This is a genomic window from Clostridium sp. LBM24168 (genome assembly GCF_052953915.1).
In genome coordinates this window covers 319,450-335,097 of record NZ_CP196861.1, presented here as the reverse complement: position 1 = coordinate 335,097, position 15,648 = coordinate 319,450, and the positions used below count along the sequence as shown (strand labels likewise).

At 34.2% G+C, this 15,648-nt stretch carries 15 protein-coding genes; 3 read left to right on the top strand and 12 right to left on the bottom strand.

All coding sequences use genetic code 11. The features are described from left to right. Positions 1-35: 35 nt before the first annotated feature. The 6 genes from ACSVC9_RS01605 to ACSVC9_RS01580 all read right to left on the bottom strand — a co-directional run bounded on the left by ACSVC9_RS01605 (position 36) and on the right by ACSVC9_RS01580 (position 5,240). Positions 36-410 carry a YopX family protein gene (locus tag ACSVC9_RS01605; protein WP_446898645.1) on the bottom strand — a complete coding sequence of 125 codons (375 nt, stop codon included), beginning with the start codon at positions 408-410 and terminating at the stop codon, positions 36-38. A gap of 90 nt (positions 411-500) precedes the next feature. Then, entirely contained in the window at positions 501-1,454 is a 954-nt protein-coding gene (locus tag ACSVC9_RS01600; protein WP_446898644.1) for an L-lactate dehydrogenase, read from the bottom strand. 86 nt (positions 1,455-1,540) lie between these two features. Continuing rightward, positions 1,541-1,816 carry a hypothetical protein gene (locus ACSVC9_RS01595; protein ID WP_446898643.1) on the bottom strand — a complete coding sequence of 92 codons (276 nt, stop codon included), beginning with the start codon at positions 1,814-1,816 and terminating at the stop codon, positions 1,541-1,543. Between the two features lie 11 nt (positions 1,817-1,827). Then, on the bottom strand, positions 1,828-2,106 hold the full coding sequence (locus ACSVC9_RS01590; RefSeq protein ID WP_446898642.1) for a NifU family protein: 279 nt from the start codon (positions 2,104-2,106) through the stop codon (positions 1,828-1,830). A 46-nt stretch (positions 2,107-2,152) separates the two neighbouring features. Next, the gene (locus tag ACSVC9_RS01585) at positions 2,153-3,607 is read right to left on the bottom strand and encodes a 4-hydroxyphenylacetate 3-hydroxylase family protein (protein WP_446899783.1); all 1,455 of its coding nucleotides are present in this window, start codon (positions 3,605-3,607) and stop codon (positions 2,153-2,155) included. A gap of 187 nt (positions 3,608-3,794) precedes the next feature. Continuing rightward, positions 3,795-5,240, bottom strand: a complete 1,446-nt coding sequence (locus ACSVC9_RS01580) for a sigma-54 interaction domain-containing protein (RefSeq protein ID WP_446898641.1) — start codon at positions 5,238-5,240, stop codon at positions 3,795-3,797. A 267-nt stretch (positions 5,241-5,507) separates the two neighbouring features. Between ACSVC9_RS01580 and ACSVC9_RS01575 the strand changes: the two genes are divergently transcribed. Further along, positions 5,508-6,689, top strand: coding sequence for a M20 metallopeptidase family protein (locus ACSVC9_RS01575; RefSeq protein WP_446898640.1), 1,182 nt, complete (start codon positions 5,508-5,510; stop codon positions 6,687-6,689). A 76-nt stretch (positions 6,690-6,765) separates the two neighbouring features. Continuing rightward, positions 6,766-7,053 carry a late competence development ComFB family protein gene (locus ACSVC9_RS01570; RefSeq protein WP_446898639.1) on the top strand — a complete coding sequence of 96 codons (288 nt, stop codon included), beginning with the start codon at positions 6,766-6,768 and terminating at the stop codon, positions 7,051-7,053. A gap of 22 nt (positions 7,054-7,075) precedes the next feature. On the opposite strand, the gene ACSVC9_RS01565 is transcribed toward ACSVC9_RS01570, so the two are convergent. The 4 genes from ACSVC9_RS01565 to ACSVC9_RS01550 are packed head-to-tail and all read right to left on the bottom strand — an operon-like array spanning position 7,076 to position 12,271. Further along, on the bottom strand, positions 7,076-8,335 hold the full coding sequence (locus tag ACSVC9_RS01565; RefSeq protein ID WP_446898638.1) for a zinc-binding dehydrogenase: 1,260 nt from the start codon (positions 8,333-8,335) through the stop codon (positions 7,076-7,078). Positions 8,336-8,359: 24 nt separating this feature from the next. After that, positions 8,360-8,797 carry a PTS sugar transporter subunit IIA gene (locus ACSVC9_RS01560; RefSeq protein ID WP_446898637.1) on the bottom strand — a complete coding sequence of 146 codons (438 nt, stop codon included), beginning with the start codon at positions 8,795-8,797 and terminating at the stop codon, positions 8,360-8,362. Beyond that, positions 8,797-10,854: a BglG family transcription antiterminator gene (locus ACSVC9_RS01555; RefSeq protein WP_446898636.1), complete on the bottom strand. Its 2,058-nt coding sequence runs from the start codon at positions 10,852-10,854 to the stop codon at positions 8,797-8,799. Before ACSVC9_RS01555 ends, ACSVC9_RS01560 begins: the two co-directional genes overlap by 1 nt. A gap of 16 nt (positions 10,855-10,870) precedes the next feature. Next, positions 10,871-12,271: a PTS mannitol transporter subunit IICB gene (locus tag ACSVC9_RS01550; RefSeq protein ID WP_446898635.1), complete on the bottom strand. Its 1,401-nt coding sequence runs from the start codon at positions 12,269-12,271 to the stop codon at positions 10,871-10,873. A gap of 207 nt (positions 12,272-12,478) precedes the next feature. Here ACSVC9_RS01550 and map point away from each other — a divergent pair, with 207 nt between their 5' ends. After that, the gene (gene map / locus ACSVC9_RS01545) at positions 12,479-13,234 is read left to right on the top strand and encodes a type I methionyl aminopeptidase (protein WP_446898634.1); all 756 of its coding nucleotides are present in this window, start codon (positions 12,479-12,481) and stop codon (positions 13,232-13,234) included. 80 nt (positions 13,235-13,314) lie between these two features. Here map and ACSVC9_RS01540 read toward each other — a convergent pair whose 3' ends face one another. Both ACSVC9_RS01540 and ACSVC9_RS01535 read right to left on the bottom strand, forming a co-directional pair. Continuing rightward, the gene (locus ACSVC9_RS01540; RefSeq protein ID WP_446898633.1) at positions 13,315-14,592 is read right to left on the bottom strand and encodes an FAD-dependent oxidoreductase; all 1,278 of its coding nucleotides are present in this window, start codon (positions 14,590-14,592) and stop codon (positions 13,315-13,317) included. 16 nt (positions 14,593-14,608) lie between these two features. Then, positions 14,609-15,574 (bottom strand): sulfide/dihydroorotate dehydrogenase-like FAD/NAD-binding protein, encoded by a 966-nt coding sequence (locus tag ACSVC9_RS01535; RefSeq protein WP_446898632.1) that lies wholly within the window; start codon positions 15,572-15,574, stop codon positions 14,609-14,611. Positions 15,575-15,648 lie beyond the last annotated feature (74 nt).

Sequence of the window (15,648 nt, the reverse complement as noted above, 5' to 3'; positions counted from 1 at the left end):
TCCCGCTAAATTGTCATTTAATTGTCTTTTAAAAATTATCTGTCAAATATATTTCCAAGGATAATTACGTTGTTATTCAGCATCTGGACATACAAATATTCATTTTCTACATAAAATCCATATAACTCTGTTTTTTCACTAACTTCACCGCATTCACCTATGAATTTTTCAAAGGAATATCTTCCAAATTTGACAGGTAATTTTACGGAACTGACTTCATTGTTTATACCTAAAATATCTCCTTCAAAAATTTCTTTTCCATTTCTGTCCTTTAAACCCGTGAATTCAGTTACTGCATATCTTTCCTCCCCTTTTGGATAATACTTTGGATAATACACAGTATACGGACTATCACTTATATAGAAACATTTATTTTTTTTATCCCAAATTCTAAATTTAAATTCCCTCATACTATTCCTCCAGATTTGTTTTTAAAATTTTATCCTGTAAATTAAAAGGTAAACATCCAAAACAATGTTTACCCACATATCCATATAAAATTATTTTCTCAAATTGGCCAATTCAATTGTTTTCTTGATACTTTCCGCACTCTTTTTGAGTTTTTCTATTTCTTCATCCAGGAGAGGAACCTCAATCCTTCTCTCGACACCTTCTGAAGTTATTATTGAAGGAAGACTCAGAGCAACCTCTGTCAATCCATATTCTCCTTCAAGAGTAGTGGATACAGGTTGAACCGTACGCTCATTTAAGACGACAGCTCTTGCCAGCCTGCAGGCAGCCATAGCTATTCCATCATTTGTCCATCTTTTTAGATTAAGTACATCAAAGGCAACCTGTACAACTTCCTTTGCAACTTTATCCTTATCAAGAGGTTCTTTAGGAAGAAAATACTTATCAAGTTTGTCATACGAAATTCCTGCAATATTCAAACGGCTCCATGCAGGAAATGCAGAATTTCCATGTTCACCAAGCATATATCCCTGAACACTTTTTGGATCCACGTTATATTTGTTTGCAATAATTCTTCTAAATCGTGCAGAGTCAAGGCTTGTTCCTGTTCCAAATACTTTATTTTTAGGATATCCAAAGAAATTCTGTGCATAGTAAACCATGACATCAAGTGGATTAGTTATTATTATGATAACTGCATCTTTAGTATATTTCGCTATTGAACTCATTACATCTTTTATTACAGGGACATTCTTTTCCACAAGGATAAGTCTGTCAGCTTTGTCTTCAGGCATTATGCTCGGGCCTGCAGCTATTATGATTACATCAGCATCCCTGCATTCCTCATAGCCACCTGAATAGACCTTGGTATTGGCATTGTATTCAAAAGGTGTGCTGTGGCTTGCATCTAATGCTTCACCTTTAGCCTTGTTCTTATTTTTGTCTATAGCAACGATTTCAGAAAAAAGGTTGAGGGCCAATCCTGCATTTATTACTGTAGAGCCAACATGTCCAGTCCCTACTACTACAAGTTTGTTTTTCATTATATGTACCTCCTATTATTATGTATTTTAAACAGTAGATTGCTTTGAGCAATCTACTGTTTTTTGAATATTTATTAATAATTATATCACTTAATCAAAAAAGATTCATATTTTTTTAATAAATTACAAACTTCCTCAAAATTATCTTTAGAACTTACAAGTATTTTCTGAAATTTGAATTTAAGCTCACTCTGATCTGCACAACAGCTACTGCACCCGCATAAGACTATAACTATATCATAAACCTCATCCTGTCTGGCTATTTGAAAATTAAAGTTAAATTCCTCTTTTAAGCTATATAGAAACTCTTTCCTGTCATATTTTGAATTGCATCCGCCGCAGTATTTAATTCCTATATTCAAAATCAATCACCCTATGCATGTTTGCTTAATATTTTTCTTGCCATGTTCAAAGTATCCTCGCTTATAAAATCTACAAGTTCCACCCCTTTTATCTCAGGAATATCTTCTTTTATAGCAGATTCAACTATCTCCTGTACAGTGTACTTAGCAGAAATACAATTGCCGCATTGCCCTAAAAGCCTTACTTTGACCATGCCATCCTTTATCTCGATAACCTGAATATCGCCATTATGACTGTTCAAATATGGCCTCACCTTTTCATCAATAACCTTGAGTACTCTCTCATTCATAAATAAAACACCTCATTTTCAGGAAGAGGTAAAAACACCTCTCCTTTTAGTCCTCTATTCTAGCTATAGCCTTTGCAAGTTTTTTCTTCTGTGCTAAATTGCCCTGTCTTGATATCATTATTCTCTGTGCCTGCGGTGAGCCTGCACCATGCATTGATTCAGTTCTATATCCTACAGCAGCAGTACCAAGACTCAGGTTTTCTATAAGTCTAAGTACCTTCATTCTGTTTTCTACCGGAACAGATGCAACACCTACAAGATATTTCTCTACATATTTCCCTACCTCTGCATTTTTATAGTCTTTTTCTGAAGGCATTGTAACCATCAATCCACCTGCTATGTCCTCTGCAAGTCTTACAATTTCATAGGGAAATCTTGTTACATTCTGTTTACATACATTGGCAAGCATAAGATCTATCTGATAATTCCCCGCTTTTGTTGGATATCCCTCGGACGAACACGCAATTCCACATGCATAGAGTGTTTCATTCAAATGTATCATTTCTATTAATTTATCTTTTATATGCGATGCTTTTGCAGCCCCATTATATTCAGCAGCCAATGCAGCAGCTCCTATAAGTACATCTCCAACTCCTACCTTACATCCACCATAACTTTGTCTATGATAGCCTGCAAATCTCTCTACCAGCATTCCTGCATATTCAGTTTCACCATTTAAAAATATTCTGTCATTTGGAACAAAAACATCATCAAATACAGTTAGAGCTTCTACTCCACCAAAATTTTTATTACCTACATCTATATCTGCATCTTCTTCAAGTTTTCTTGTGTCACAGGACTGCCTTCCAACTATCATCGTTATTCCTTCTGTGTCTGTAGGTATTGCAAATGATATTGCATAATCCTTGTCTTCAGGTTTCATAGCAATAGTTGGCATTACCAGTACCTCATGGGAATTACATATACCTGTCTGATGGGCTTTTGCTCCTCTTACAACTACTCCATCCGGTCTTCTTTCCACAACTCTCAAGTACAGATCAGGATCAACCTGTTTGTTTGGTGGCAATCCTCTGTCTCCTTTTGGATCTGTCATTGCACCGTCAACCGTCAGATCATTTTCCTGAGCATATGCCAAAAATTTTTTAAAGTTTTCAAAATAATTTGTATTGTATTGATTGTCTACTTCAAAAGTCGTACTATATACAGCATTAAAAGCATCCATACCTACACATCTTTGAAAACAGGCAGCAGTCTTTTGTCCACACAGTCTCTGCATTTTAACCTTTTTTACCAGGTCCTCTGCACTCTGGTGCAAGTTGGTAAATCTATTTATTTTCTTGCCTGTTATATTTGATTTTACAGTCATGAGATCTTCATATTGAGGATCCTGAGCTAAGTCATAAGTCATCTTAACAGAATTAAGAGATGGACGAAGCACCGGATTATCAACAGGATTGTCTATCTTTTCCCCCAAATAATAAATATTTAATTTCAACTTGCGCAAGCTCTCTACATACTCTTCTCCAGTCATTAAAGGCATTAAAATCATTCCCTTCATATTTGTATAATTTTGATTACAAAAACTTATACAAGCAATTTAAATGCCAATACTTTGAAAATAAAATAAAAAATCGATATAAACTCTTTATTATACCGATTTCATTATTTATATCACATTAAATTATTATATTTTGAGACCTTATCTTGATGCATAATTGCAACAAATTTCACTTTTGCAACATGCACTTATTTTTATATCTCTTTCTTTTTCTAACCAAGGTAGATGCATTTATTCCGAGCTCTTCAGCAGCATCCCTTACATTTCCATGTCTTTCAAATGCATCTTCTATCATTGACTTTTCTAGATTTTCAACTTCTTCTTTTAATGTCAAATGCCTGGTTTCAATATTAATTCCCGATTTATTACCGCTCCATACCTCTCTGATAGGTAAATCACTCCTGAGTATCTTGTCTCCCGTACTCATAATCATGACTCTTTCTATTATATTTTTTAATTCTCTTACATTTCCCGGCCATTTATATTCTTTAAGTGAATCCACTGCTCCATGAGTGATTATCTTGTTAAAATCATATTTTTTATTGAATACAGCCATAAAATGTTCTATAAGAGGTTCTATATCATCCCTTCTCTCTCTTAGGGGCAGAATTGTAATTGGGACCACATTCAATCTATAATAGAGGTCCTCCCTGAAAGTCTTTTTCTTTACCATTTCTTCCAGATTTCTGTTGGTAGCGGCTATTACCCTTACATCAATTTTAATGGTATCCGTTCCACCTACCTTTTTGATTTCCCCTTCTTGAAGCACCCTAAGTAATTTTACCTGCATATCAAGAGGTAGCTCCCCAACCTCATCCAAAAAAATTGTGCCACAATCGGCGAGCTCAAAAAGTCCTATCTTTCCTTCCCTGTTCGCACCTGTAAAAGCTCCTTTTTCATATCCAAAGAGCTCTGATTCTATAAGGCTGTAGGGAACACATCCACAGTCTATCTTAATAAAACTTTTGTTATTTCTTTTACTGTTCTTGTGTATATACTTAGCTATTTTTTCTTTACCAACACCAGTTTCACCAAGCAATAACACCGTCGTATCCACTTTTGCAACTTTCCGTGCCATTTTAAGTATGTTGAGCATCTTTTCATCTTTTACTATAATATCCGAAAATTTAAGAAGCTGATTCCTCATTGCCTCCAATTGAGAATAATACTTTTCTGTAAGTTCCCTGTTCTTCTTTAACTGCTCTTTAAGCTCATAAAGTTCTGTTACATTCCTAACATTGGTGACTACCATTGTTATGTCTCCTCTTTCATTAAAAATAGGACTGCTGGAAACAAGAACTGTCTTGCCTGTTTTAAACTTCTGTTCAATTGTAACATCTTTCCTGCTGTCAAGTACCATGAGTGTACCTGATTGAGAAATGTATTTTTCCTTTTCTAAATATCTCATATTTTTTCCAACCATTTCAGATCTTTTCATTCCTGTAATTTCTTCATAGGATTTATTTAGAAATATAGTATTCGCATTTCCATCTGTTATATATATACCATCATAGGAGCTCTCAATAACCTCATATAGTTGCCTTAATCTAATTCTCAGCATATCTACATTCTCTTTTAACAACTCATCAAATTTCAACAATTCTTTAGCCTGCATGATACAGTACCCCCTTTAAGAACTACAGAATATGATAATTGAGTATTAACTAAATAAAATGTATATTATAATTATATTCTATAAAAAAATTATAACATATTATTTTATCAAATAAATTCAAGTCTGTTTTATAAAATTACACCTTTTCAATTTAAAATGTTAATATCTATATTTACCCCATACTATTAATCTGATATTATTAAATTATTTGATATATAAAGTTTAATTGGTTATATACCAATAATGAAAAAAGTATGGGGGACTATTATGGATATCAATGATATAAAAGGACTTGTAAAAAAATATTATCCTGAGGTAGTAGATTTACGGAGATATTTCCACAAACATCCGGAAATCAGCAAACGGGAATTCAATACCCAGAAAAAAATTTTTGATGTATTGAACACTCTGGATCTGGATATAAGAAAAGCTGCCGGTACCGGCATAATAGCCGATTTGAAGGGAAAAGAACCTGGAAAGACAATAGCTATACGTGCAGATATAGACGCACTGGCTATAGATGAAGAAGGCGACAAACCTTATAAATCACAAAACAAAGGTGCATGCCACGCCTGTGGTCATGATGGACATACTGCCATATTATTGGGAACTGCAAAAATTTTATCCCACTTTAAAAATAAAATCAAGGGCAATATCAGATTTATATTTCAGCCAAGTGAAGAAGAAGTAGCCGATGGATCAGGTGCTGCAGCAATTATAAAAGATGGCGGGCTTAAAAATGTTGATGCAATCATAGGGCTTCATCTATGGCAATCACTTCCAATAGGTACGGCTGGTATATCACCTGGACCAGTAATGGCCGCAAGCGACGAATTTACAATAATAATAGAGGGAAAGGCCGGCCATGCTTCTATGCCCCACCAGACAATAGATTCAATATTGACTGCATCAGAGATTGTAGTCGCACTAAACACTATTGTTGGAAGAGATGTAGATCCAATGAAACAGGCAGTTGTATCAGTAGGTGTATTTCAATCCGGTAAAATTTACAATGCCATAGCAGGAAAGGCAGTATTAAAAGGAACAATACGATCCCTTGATGAAAATGTACGAAAAGAAGTATATTCCCATATAAAAAAAATTGTTGAGGACATATGTGATATGACTGGAGCCAAATGTAGTTTGAAGAGGGATCTGTGCACTTATGTACTTGAAAATGATACTAGAGTTACAGACATAGCTCTTGAAGCCGCAAAAGAAGTTTTGGATAAAAAGGCACATAAAGTGACCCCTTTCATGAGCAGCGAAGACTTCTCATATTATCTTCAAGAGGTACCTGGATGTTTTATGTTCATAGGAATAAACAATCCTGAAAAGGGCATTATCTATCCCCAACATCATCCTAAATTCGACATAGACGAGATATCTCTCTCCTATGGACTAGAAATCCTAAGTAGATCAGCTCTCAAATTACTTGATAAATTCTAAAATAAGAAATATAAGGAATATATGGTTAATTAGTGATATAATTAACATATAAGGTATACTTGAGAAGGTGAATCAATTGATTAAAAACTATATGGAGGATATAGTAGACAGGCTGTTGCCTAAAGTTCTCGAAAATTATGATAACATTTGCAAATGTCCAAGATGTATTGATGATATAAAAGCTATAACATTAAACAACCTGTCTCCTAAATATATATCTACTGAAAAAGGTCTGCTATATACAAAATTAAATGAGCTCTCCGATAAATTCAATACAAATATAGTAAAGGAAATAGCCCTTGCCATAGATATCGTATCTAGAAATCCTTCACATGATCCAATAAAAAATGAGCAAAAACTTTGAATAAAATTTTTGCTCATTTGGTCTACTTAATTGTATTAAGTAGATATTTTTCAGCCTCTACGCTCCAAAGGCCATTGTGTTTTTTCGTTATCCTCGCAAGTTCGGCAAACATAGAATCTGTTTCACCTTTTTTTTCAAAATCATCTATGGAAGTAAGTTCCATATCCATATTTGTGTATATAAGCTTTTTACCTCCTGGAATTTTGGGAAGATTCAATGTAGTCTTCGGTACACAGTCCAGCCCTCCTATATGGGTTACCATTACTGCTGGATTCATGGAACCATCTTCTGTCATCTTAAGTGATTCTTTAAGATCATCTGTATTCCCTCCTGTGGTACCTATAACATGAGTCGAACCATAATGAACATTATAATAGTTGAGCTCTCCACTAAAATTTTTATCTGTAGGTCCTGCAAAGAAATTCAGGCATCCATCCCTTCCAAGTATCCTGTCAGCTTGTTCAACCACCTGCTTTACAGGTGTATAGGCATATACATCATCAAATCCATTACCTCCTGCCAGCTTTATCAGATAGTCAGAAGAATTTTCTATATTTTTTATATTTATAAATTCTATGTCTATGCCCTTCTCATTCTTAATTTTATTCCTATCAAATATTTTTTTTGCCCTTTCTATCCTACTCTCATCTATATCTGTTACCACAAGAAGAGATGGTCTCCTATCACAGTTTATTATATATTCCACAGATCCAAGTCCCATTGGACCTGCAGCCGCAAGAAGTGCAAGCTTTCCACCCTTTTTTATTCCCATGTCATGATGATATGATCCCATCTTTGTATGAAAGCATGCATGGTATCCTCCTATTATGCAGGACATGGGTTCTGCAAGTGATGCCTCATAATATGAATCTCCATTGTAGTTTAAAAGGCATCCGAGTTCCATGACTTCATGTGGTATTATCATATATGTTGCATCTCCACCAAAATATTTATAAGAATATCCCGGGGATGCCATGCTTCCCTTGTAGTTAAGCGCAGGTTGCTGTGCAAATTTCCCACCTTCTTTAAATTGTCCTTTCCATTTACTGCCTACTTTTATTATGTCTCCTGCAAACTCATGTCCGACTATTACAGGATTTTTATCTACATCTTTAGGAACTCTCTTGTGGTCAGGTCCCTGTACAGCTGCTTTATATGTGGACATACATATGCTGTCGGATACTACCTTTACAAGTATTTCATCGTCTTTTATCTCTGGAAGCTCAAATTCCTCCAATCTCAAGTCATTTTTTCCATAAAGTCTTACTGCCCTCGTTTTCATAATAAATTACTCCTTCCAATACTTTTATTTTTCCTCTAAAATTAACCTGATTATTTCACTCTTGTCATTTGACTTCACAAGCTTTTTTACATTTCTCTCATATTGACATGCTATTGCTATTTTAGATAGTATATTTATATGGTCATCATTTTTGCCTGCAATTCCTATTACCAGATATGCCATATTCCCATCTTCAAAATCAACTCCCTCTGGATATTGGGCAATTACAATTCCTGAGTGTTTTATATATTTCACATATTCATTCATGCCATGTGGAATTGCGACCCCGTTTCCTATATAGGTACTTATGTCCTCATTTCTTTTTATCATTCCTTCAATGTATTTCTCATCTACATATCCATTTTGAACAAGCAAATTTCCAACTTTTCTAATTGCCTCATTTTTTGTTTCACTTTTAACATTTAATAGTATATTATTTTCGCAAAGAATTTCCGGTGTCATTATATATCCTCCCTATCCAATATTTTATTCATTTCAATACGTAGATTTTTAATATCATCCTTACGCAAAATCCTGGATATATTTTTTTCTTCTATGAGCGACATACTTATCTTTCCCATTTGTTCAAGTATATAAGGATGTTCTTTCTTTTTAGCAAGTAATACTATAAAAGTATCTACATCTTCGTAATCAAAACCAATGCTTCTAAGTCTAACGTGTTTTCTCATTCTGTACACTCCCATAAATGGCCTCAAGACACAATCTGATCGTGTATGGAGAAGTGCCATATGAGAATTTGGTATAACTACATTGCCAAGTTTTTCTCTTGCTATTATAAGTTTCTCAATTTCTTTACTGTCACTTATAACATCACAACCATAAACATCCTCTGAAATTAGTCTGATAAGTTCCTTAAAGGATCCTGTCTCTATATTCTCAACACGTATACCATTTACCAGGTTATTTATAATTTTACATTTTTCATTCTGTTGAACACTTTTTTTATCCGATAAGCCCCTCTTGTCAAAAGTATTATTTTTCCTGATAAGCCTGTCAATGTAATTGTTTATATTGTCAATATCATCTTTTTTCAAGAATGGTGAAACTACTATAACATTGTCAAGTTTTAACTTTCCTTTAAAGTCAATGTTTACAGTAGAAATTACTATATCGTATCTTTCATCATCATGTATACAATCTTTAAAAGATTTAATAGTTATACTTTTTATATTGTGTATTACAGCCTTGAGTTTACCAAAAAGCATTTTTGCAGTTCCTACTCCATTGGGACATATTATAAGAATTGAAAATTTGTTGTTCAGACTGTTTGCTCTCTCCATAGCTGATCCAATATGCATTGTTATAAATCCTATTTCATCCTGTGACATAACTATATTATATTTTGAAAATATCAATTTGCAGGAATAACTTACAACTTCAAATAAATTGTTATAATATTCTTTTATCCCGTCAAGTATTGTATTTTTTACAGGCATATCCATATTGATTCTATAAAGTGCTGAATTAATATGCTGTGATAATCCTGCAATAAGCTGCTCATCACATTTTATTTTGCTATCCAATTTTCTTTCAACCTCATATACCAACTCCCTTGATATTTGTTCAAAAGAAACTCCAAACTCTTCAAATTTTCTATTTCGTTTATAGATATACTTATCTCCCAGAAGATGTATTGCAATATATGTCAGTTCACTATCTCCAAGAAGTAGATTTATAGATGTCAAATATTCTTTTATATGGTATATAAATTCAAATCTATCTGAAGACAGCACATCCTGAATTAAATAGGATGGCAATTTTATTGAATACCCTAATTCCGCTTTTTTTAAAGATATAAGAACATAAATTAAAGAGTTTAAATAAGTTATATCATCCATATTCATACCAGTTTTTTCATAAATTTTCACTATTCTTCGAGCAATTAAAAGAAGTTTTTCCCCGAAAAGTATCCTAAAAAATGCATCTGCAATGGCATCTTCCCTATTTCCATATATATATGAGCACAATTCATCTATAGATTTCAATTCATAAATCAGCTCTAAAAAAGAGTTCCTTTTAATCCACTCAGGTCCATCGGTTGTTATTCCATATCCCCTTTTTCTTATAAGCCTTATATATCTTACCCTGAGCCATCTCTTAATTTTATCCATATAGAGACTTATAGTAGACTCTGTTACATTTAATTGATAACTGAAAAAAGCCAATTTATAAAATTCATCTGTTAAAAGCAGCTGAGTTGTAATCAACACCAATCTTTGTTCCTGATTCATAAGCCATTGAGTCGGTATATCACCCAAAGAATCCTTAATATAGTAAATATCTTCCTTTTTTCCCATTATACTTAAATTTGAGTTATTATCATATATGCTTACACTACTATGCCTCAAAATTTTATTAATTGCATTGACTTCTCTAAGTATAGTACGACTGCTAACATTAAATTGTCTGGAAAGTTCATTCATACCCAATGAATTTTTCTCCAATATTGCATTCACAATAAATTTTTGTCTGGCAGTGAATTCACTTATACTATACACAGCATCACCTACCCAACTATCTTCTTAATGATTGAATATATTCATCATAAACTTTATTATCAAGAAAATTCTTTACAGTTATAATTTTCGCATCAGGAACTATCATCAATGCCCTTTTCCCAAGACTTTCCTGGGTAAATATAACCTCGGCATCCTTTGGTATTTCGTTTACTGCAAAGTGCTTCACTTCAATGTCAAGTCCGGCATCTTTTATCTTTTTCTTAAGTATGGATTCTCCCATCGCAGAAGATCCCATACCGGCATCACAGGCAAATACTATAAGATTTGGTATCTCATTTGATGTCTCAGTGACCCTTTTCCCTTTGCTCTCATCTTTCATCCTGCCTACAAGATTTTTAGCGTTATCAAATGATTCATCGTTATCTGCACTGCTTGTCTTTATTATAGGGCAACTTATTAAGAAAGATACTATAGTACCCACCAGTATACCCAATAATACAGGAATAAGTCCTCCCTTGGGGCTCATCGCAATTTCAGCAAATATACTTCCCGGTGCAGGTGAAGCAACTAGTCCTGCTCCTGTAATTACAAATATAAAATCAGCGGCCATTCCCCCTCCTATTACGGATAGAAGTAAAAGTGGTGTCATCAGCACAAATGGAAAATATATTTCATGAATACCACCCAAAAATTGAATTACTATAGCACCCGGTGCAGATTGTCTTGCATTTCCTTTTCCATATATGCAATAAGCAAGCAATACTCCGAGTCCTGGTCCAGGATTAGACTCAAGCAAGAAAAATATTGATTTTCCTACATCCTTTACCTGCGCAATTCCAAGTGGATCAAAAATTCCATGATTTATTGCATTGTTTAAAAATAATATCTTGCCAGGTTCCACTAATATTGCTATAAAAGGAAGTAACTTAACCTCCGTAATCCATTTTGCTCCATTTCCAAGTGCGACTGTAAATGCAGCCACTAAAGGTCCTATTACTGAAAATCCGATGAGTGAAAGAATCAATCCTAAAATGCCTGCTGAGAATGTATTTACAAGCATTTCAAATCCTGTAGGTATCTTATCCTTTACAAGATAATCAAATTTCTTAATGAGATATCCTCCAAGCGGCCCAATCACCATTGCCCCAAGAAATTGTGTTACAGAAGATCCAACAATAACACCCGCCGTAGCTATTGCTCCAACTACACCCCCTCTTGTACCATATACCATTTTTCCTCCAGTATAACCGATTAAAATGGGTAATAAATAAGTAATCATCGGCGATACAAGTTTATTGAAATATTCATTAGGAATCCATCCAGTTGGAATAAATAAAGCAGTTATAAGTCCCCATGCTATGAATGCTCCAATATTTGGCATTACCATTCCCGCAAGAAATCCTCCAAACTTCTGCACTTTGGCTTTGCCAGTTTCACTTTTTTTAGAAATTTCCATTTATAAGTACCTCCTTACCTTTGATACTTATAATATATTATTCAGTAAACGTTTGTACAAGTGCTATTACTTAAATCCTGACCTGCATAGTTCTTGACAATTTTAAAGTTTACTATAAAATCTAATTCGCAATAGCATTTAACTTAATCAAAATAAATGTTAAAATAGAGTTATTCCCAAATAAATTTTAAGATAGAGGCGAGAAGTTTGATAGATATAAAAACAAAAAAAGAGATAGGCTACATGGCTTCAGCAGGTAAAATACTTGCATCATGCCATAAAGAAATTCATAAGATGATAAAACCTGGTATAACTACCATGGAAATAAATAACTTTGTAGAAAAATATTTAATTAAACAGGGTGCTTCACCGGAGCAGAAGGGCTATATGGGATTTCCATATGCAATATGTGCTTCTTTGAACGATGAAATCTGCCACGGATTTCCAAACAATAAGCCTTTAAAAGAAGGTGATATCGTAACCATAGATATGGTTGTAAATTTAAATGGATGGCTTGCTGATTCAGCATGGTCCTATGCCGTCGGAAAAATATCAAAAGAAGCGGAAGATCTCATGAAGGTTACTAAGGAATGCCTTTACAGGGGAATAAAAAAGGCACTGGTCGGAAATCACATAGGTGATATAGGGCATGAAATTCAAACTTATGCAGAATCTCTCGGGTATTCCGTAGTAAGGGATTATACAGGTCATGGAATAGGAAAGGTAATGCATGACGACATAGCCGTTCCGCATTATGGCAAACCTGGAAGAGGCCTTAAACTTGTAAACGGAATGGTAATAACTATAGAACCCATGATAAATATAGGTTCCTATAATACTGTTACGGATAAAAATGGATGGACAGCCCGCACTATTGATGGAAGCCTCTCCGCACAATATGAGCACACACTTGCAATAACTGAAAATGGTCCTGTAATCTTGACAGATCAGGACAATATATGATTTCTTCCACAAATTATACGGGTACCTGAAATATTATAAGGTACCCTTTTTTATATCTGAAAAGTAAACCGTGGATCTATTTATAATAGTTTTTTATTGAACATATCCAAAAGCCCAAGTCTTTTTATTCTGTTCCTTATTACTTCATTGTCTATAGAGTACAACCCTCTTTCCTTCATTCTGTTAAAATATTCTGCACCGGCAAAAGTATATCTGTTCTTTCTGCCATCTTCAGTGCATATCCTACCGTTTGCATAATTTATAATATCACCTATAACTGTATCTGTTGGTAGAATTACAGTTGGTTTCTTCAAGACATATCTAACTGCATTGTGTCCAGCAAGTGATCCTGTGCATATGGCTTCAGTATGTCCAACAAATAATCCGCTCTTTTCTCCACCACAGAAAAGATTCTTTACCCCTTTTACCCTTAAATCATTATAAACAGGGGCAACAGACAAGTATCTTATGGAATTTCCCTTGCCGCCGGAATACGGATCTATAAACTTTACATTTTCAAGCCCATGTATTTTTCTAAGCTTTTCCAAGGGATAATATGATGTCATAAGTTTTATATGTCCAGTATCAAGAAGAACCACATTTTCCGCAAATTCCTTTAAAGCATACTGCTGACACACCTTTGCCTTCAACTTATCCATGTTTACATCTTCTTTTGGTACTTTAAGCACAACCATACCCTTTTCTTCAATCTCATCCAGAAGATCTTTATCTATTGTTTCTTTTGCAAGTTTGCATGAGCCGCTAAAAGCTCCATAATTTCCGTCAAGTCTTTCCCCGTGCATATCCTCTACTCCCGCACATTTACTTATGCTTATTCTTGGTCCAAAAGATGGACATCTCAATATGCACATGGAGCATCCATTTCCATACCTTATACAATTTCCCATAGGCCCTGTAGAACCTGTGGTCTCCACAAATGCATCTCCTTCTTCATAATTTCCATCAGAAGTATATATTCCCTTTATCCTGTTTCCATCCATTTTAACATCTACAACTCTGGAAATCATATTCAATTTTATACCTTTATCTAAAATATATCTTCTTACAACAGGTTCTATTTTATTCACATCATAGAGCCACGCATGTGCATGTCCTGGGAAATTAATATTTTTGTGTCTTGTAAGACTATCTGTAATATTTATTAAATCTGCTGCGCCTAGAGATTTAATTTCTTCTGCAGCGGTGTATCTGCCGTTGTTTCTCATTATTCCTCCTACATTCCCAAGCCCAAGTACCATATCTGTTTTTTCATATACAACAACATCTGCACCAGCTTTTTTTGCACTCAGCGCTGCTGCGCAGCCAGACCATCCTGAACCTATAACTATTATTTTCATAAAATAGAATGCCTCCTTAAAACAATCTCCTATCTTTAAATAAATCCCTTGGATCTATCTGAACTTTACACAATCTTTTAACCACATCATTTTCATAATGTTTGGTACAGCTTGCACATATCCCCTCGCCACAGCTCATTTTTGCATTATTACAACATGAAAACTTTATAGAGTTATCTACAAAGCCAAGAACATTGTAGGTCAATATGTCAGGTCCCCCACAGTGAATCAAATTTATATCATTCTGTGATGTTATTTCACCCAGTAAAGACTTAAAACCCTCTGTAAGCTCTCCATTCTGAAGCATACTACAATACATAATTTTTGAGCTATACTTCTTAAAATACTTTTCTCCAAAGTTATTCTTAAATTGGGTATCTACAATAGATATAATTTTGTTATTGTTTAAATATAATTCCTTCATTACATGAATGGAAGGTGCTATACCTATTCCTCTGGCTGCAATTATTGAGATACCATTTTTCGCCTTATATATATTGGAAAGCCCCATTATACCATTTGAAAATGGTCCCCTGACTAATACATGATCCCCTTTATCAAGCTTGAATAAACTCTTTGTCTTAGTTCCGGCAGACTTGATCATGACTTTTAATGTATTCTTACTTTTATCTGTTTCCATTATGGACAGTGGTACATCATAATAAATCGGGTCTTCTCTTTTTCTTAAGAATACAAAGCTTCCAGGATATATGAGCTCTCTTACCAGGCTTTCAGGTGCACTAAAAATAAAGGAATACAGATCTTTTTCAATAATTTCCTTTTCCTCTATAGGACAGTCATAAGTTTTTCTTAAATTATTTGATCTATTCCCATTAGATATATATTTTTCATATATACACACTCCGCACCAATTCTTACATTGGCAAAGCTTCTCCCCTGAAAGCTGGGAACACAGTATACAGTCAAGTGTTTCTGCAAGATGACATGGACAATAAATACTTCCAGCATCAATACAATACATGTAAATAACCTCCGTCTATTCTATATGAATTTTTATTGCTTTTTATAAGACTATACATTATCAAGGTATTTTTC

Bases quoted from the DNA above. Each gene is read 5' to 3' on its own strand.
- ACSVC9_RS01605 (WP_446898645.1), bottom strand. From the start codon at position 410: ATGAGGGAATTTAAATTTAGAATTTGGGATAAAAAAAATAAATGTTTC.
- ACSVC9_RS01600 (WP_446898644.1), bottom strand. From the start codon at position 1,454: ATGAAAAACAAACTTGTAGTAGTAGGGACTGGACATGTTGGCTCTACA.
- ACSVC9_RS01590 (WP_446898642.1), bottom strand. From the start codon at position 2,106: ATGAATGAGAGAGTACTCAAGGTTATTGATGAAAAGGTGAGGCCATAT.
- ACSVC9_RS01585 (WP_446899783.1), bottom strand. From the start codon at position 3,607: ATGCCTTTAATGACTGGAGAAGAGTATGTAGAGAGCTTGCGCAAGTTG.
- ACSVC9_RS01580 (WP_446898641.1), bottom strand. From the start codon at position 5,240: ATGCAGGCTAAAGAATTGTTGAAATTTGATGAGTTGTTAAAAGAGAAT.
- ACSVC9_RS01575 (WP_446898640.1), top strand. From the start codon at position 5,508: ATGGATATCAATGATATAAAAGGACTTGTAAAAAAATATTATCCTGAG.
- ACSVC9_RS01565 (WP_446898638.1), bottom strand. From the start codon at position 8,335: ATGAAAACGAGGGCAGTAAGACTTTATGGAAAAAATGACTTGAGATTG.
- ACSVC9_RS01560 (WP_446898637.1), bottom strand. From the start codon at position 8,797: ATGACACCGGAAATTCTTTGCGAAAATAATATACTATTAAATGTTAAA.
- ACSVC9_RS01550 (WP_446898635.1), bottom strand. From the start codon at position 12,271: ATGGAAATTTCTAAAAAAAGTGAAACTGGCAAAGCCAAAGTGCAGAAG.
- ACSVC9_RS01540 (WP_446898633.1), bottom strand. From the start codon at position 14,592: ATGAAAATAATAGTTATAGGTTCAGGATGGTCTGGCTGCGCAGCAGCG.
- ACSVC9_RS01535 (WP_446898632.1), bottom strand. From the start codon at position 15,574: ATGTATTGTATTGATGCTGGAAGTATTTATTGTCCATGTCATCTTGCA.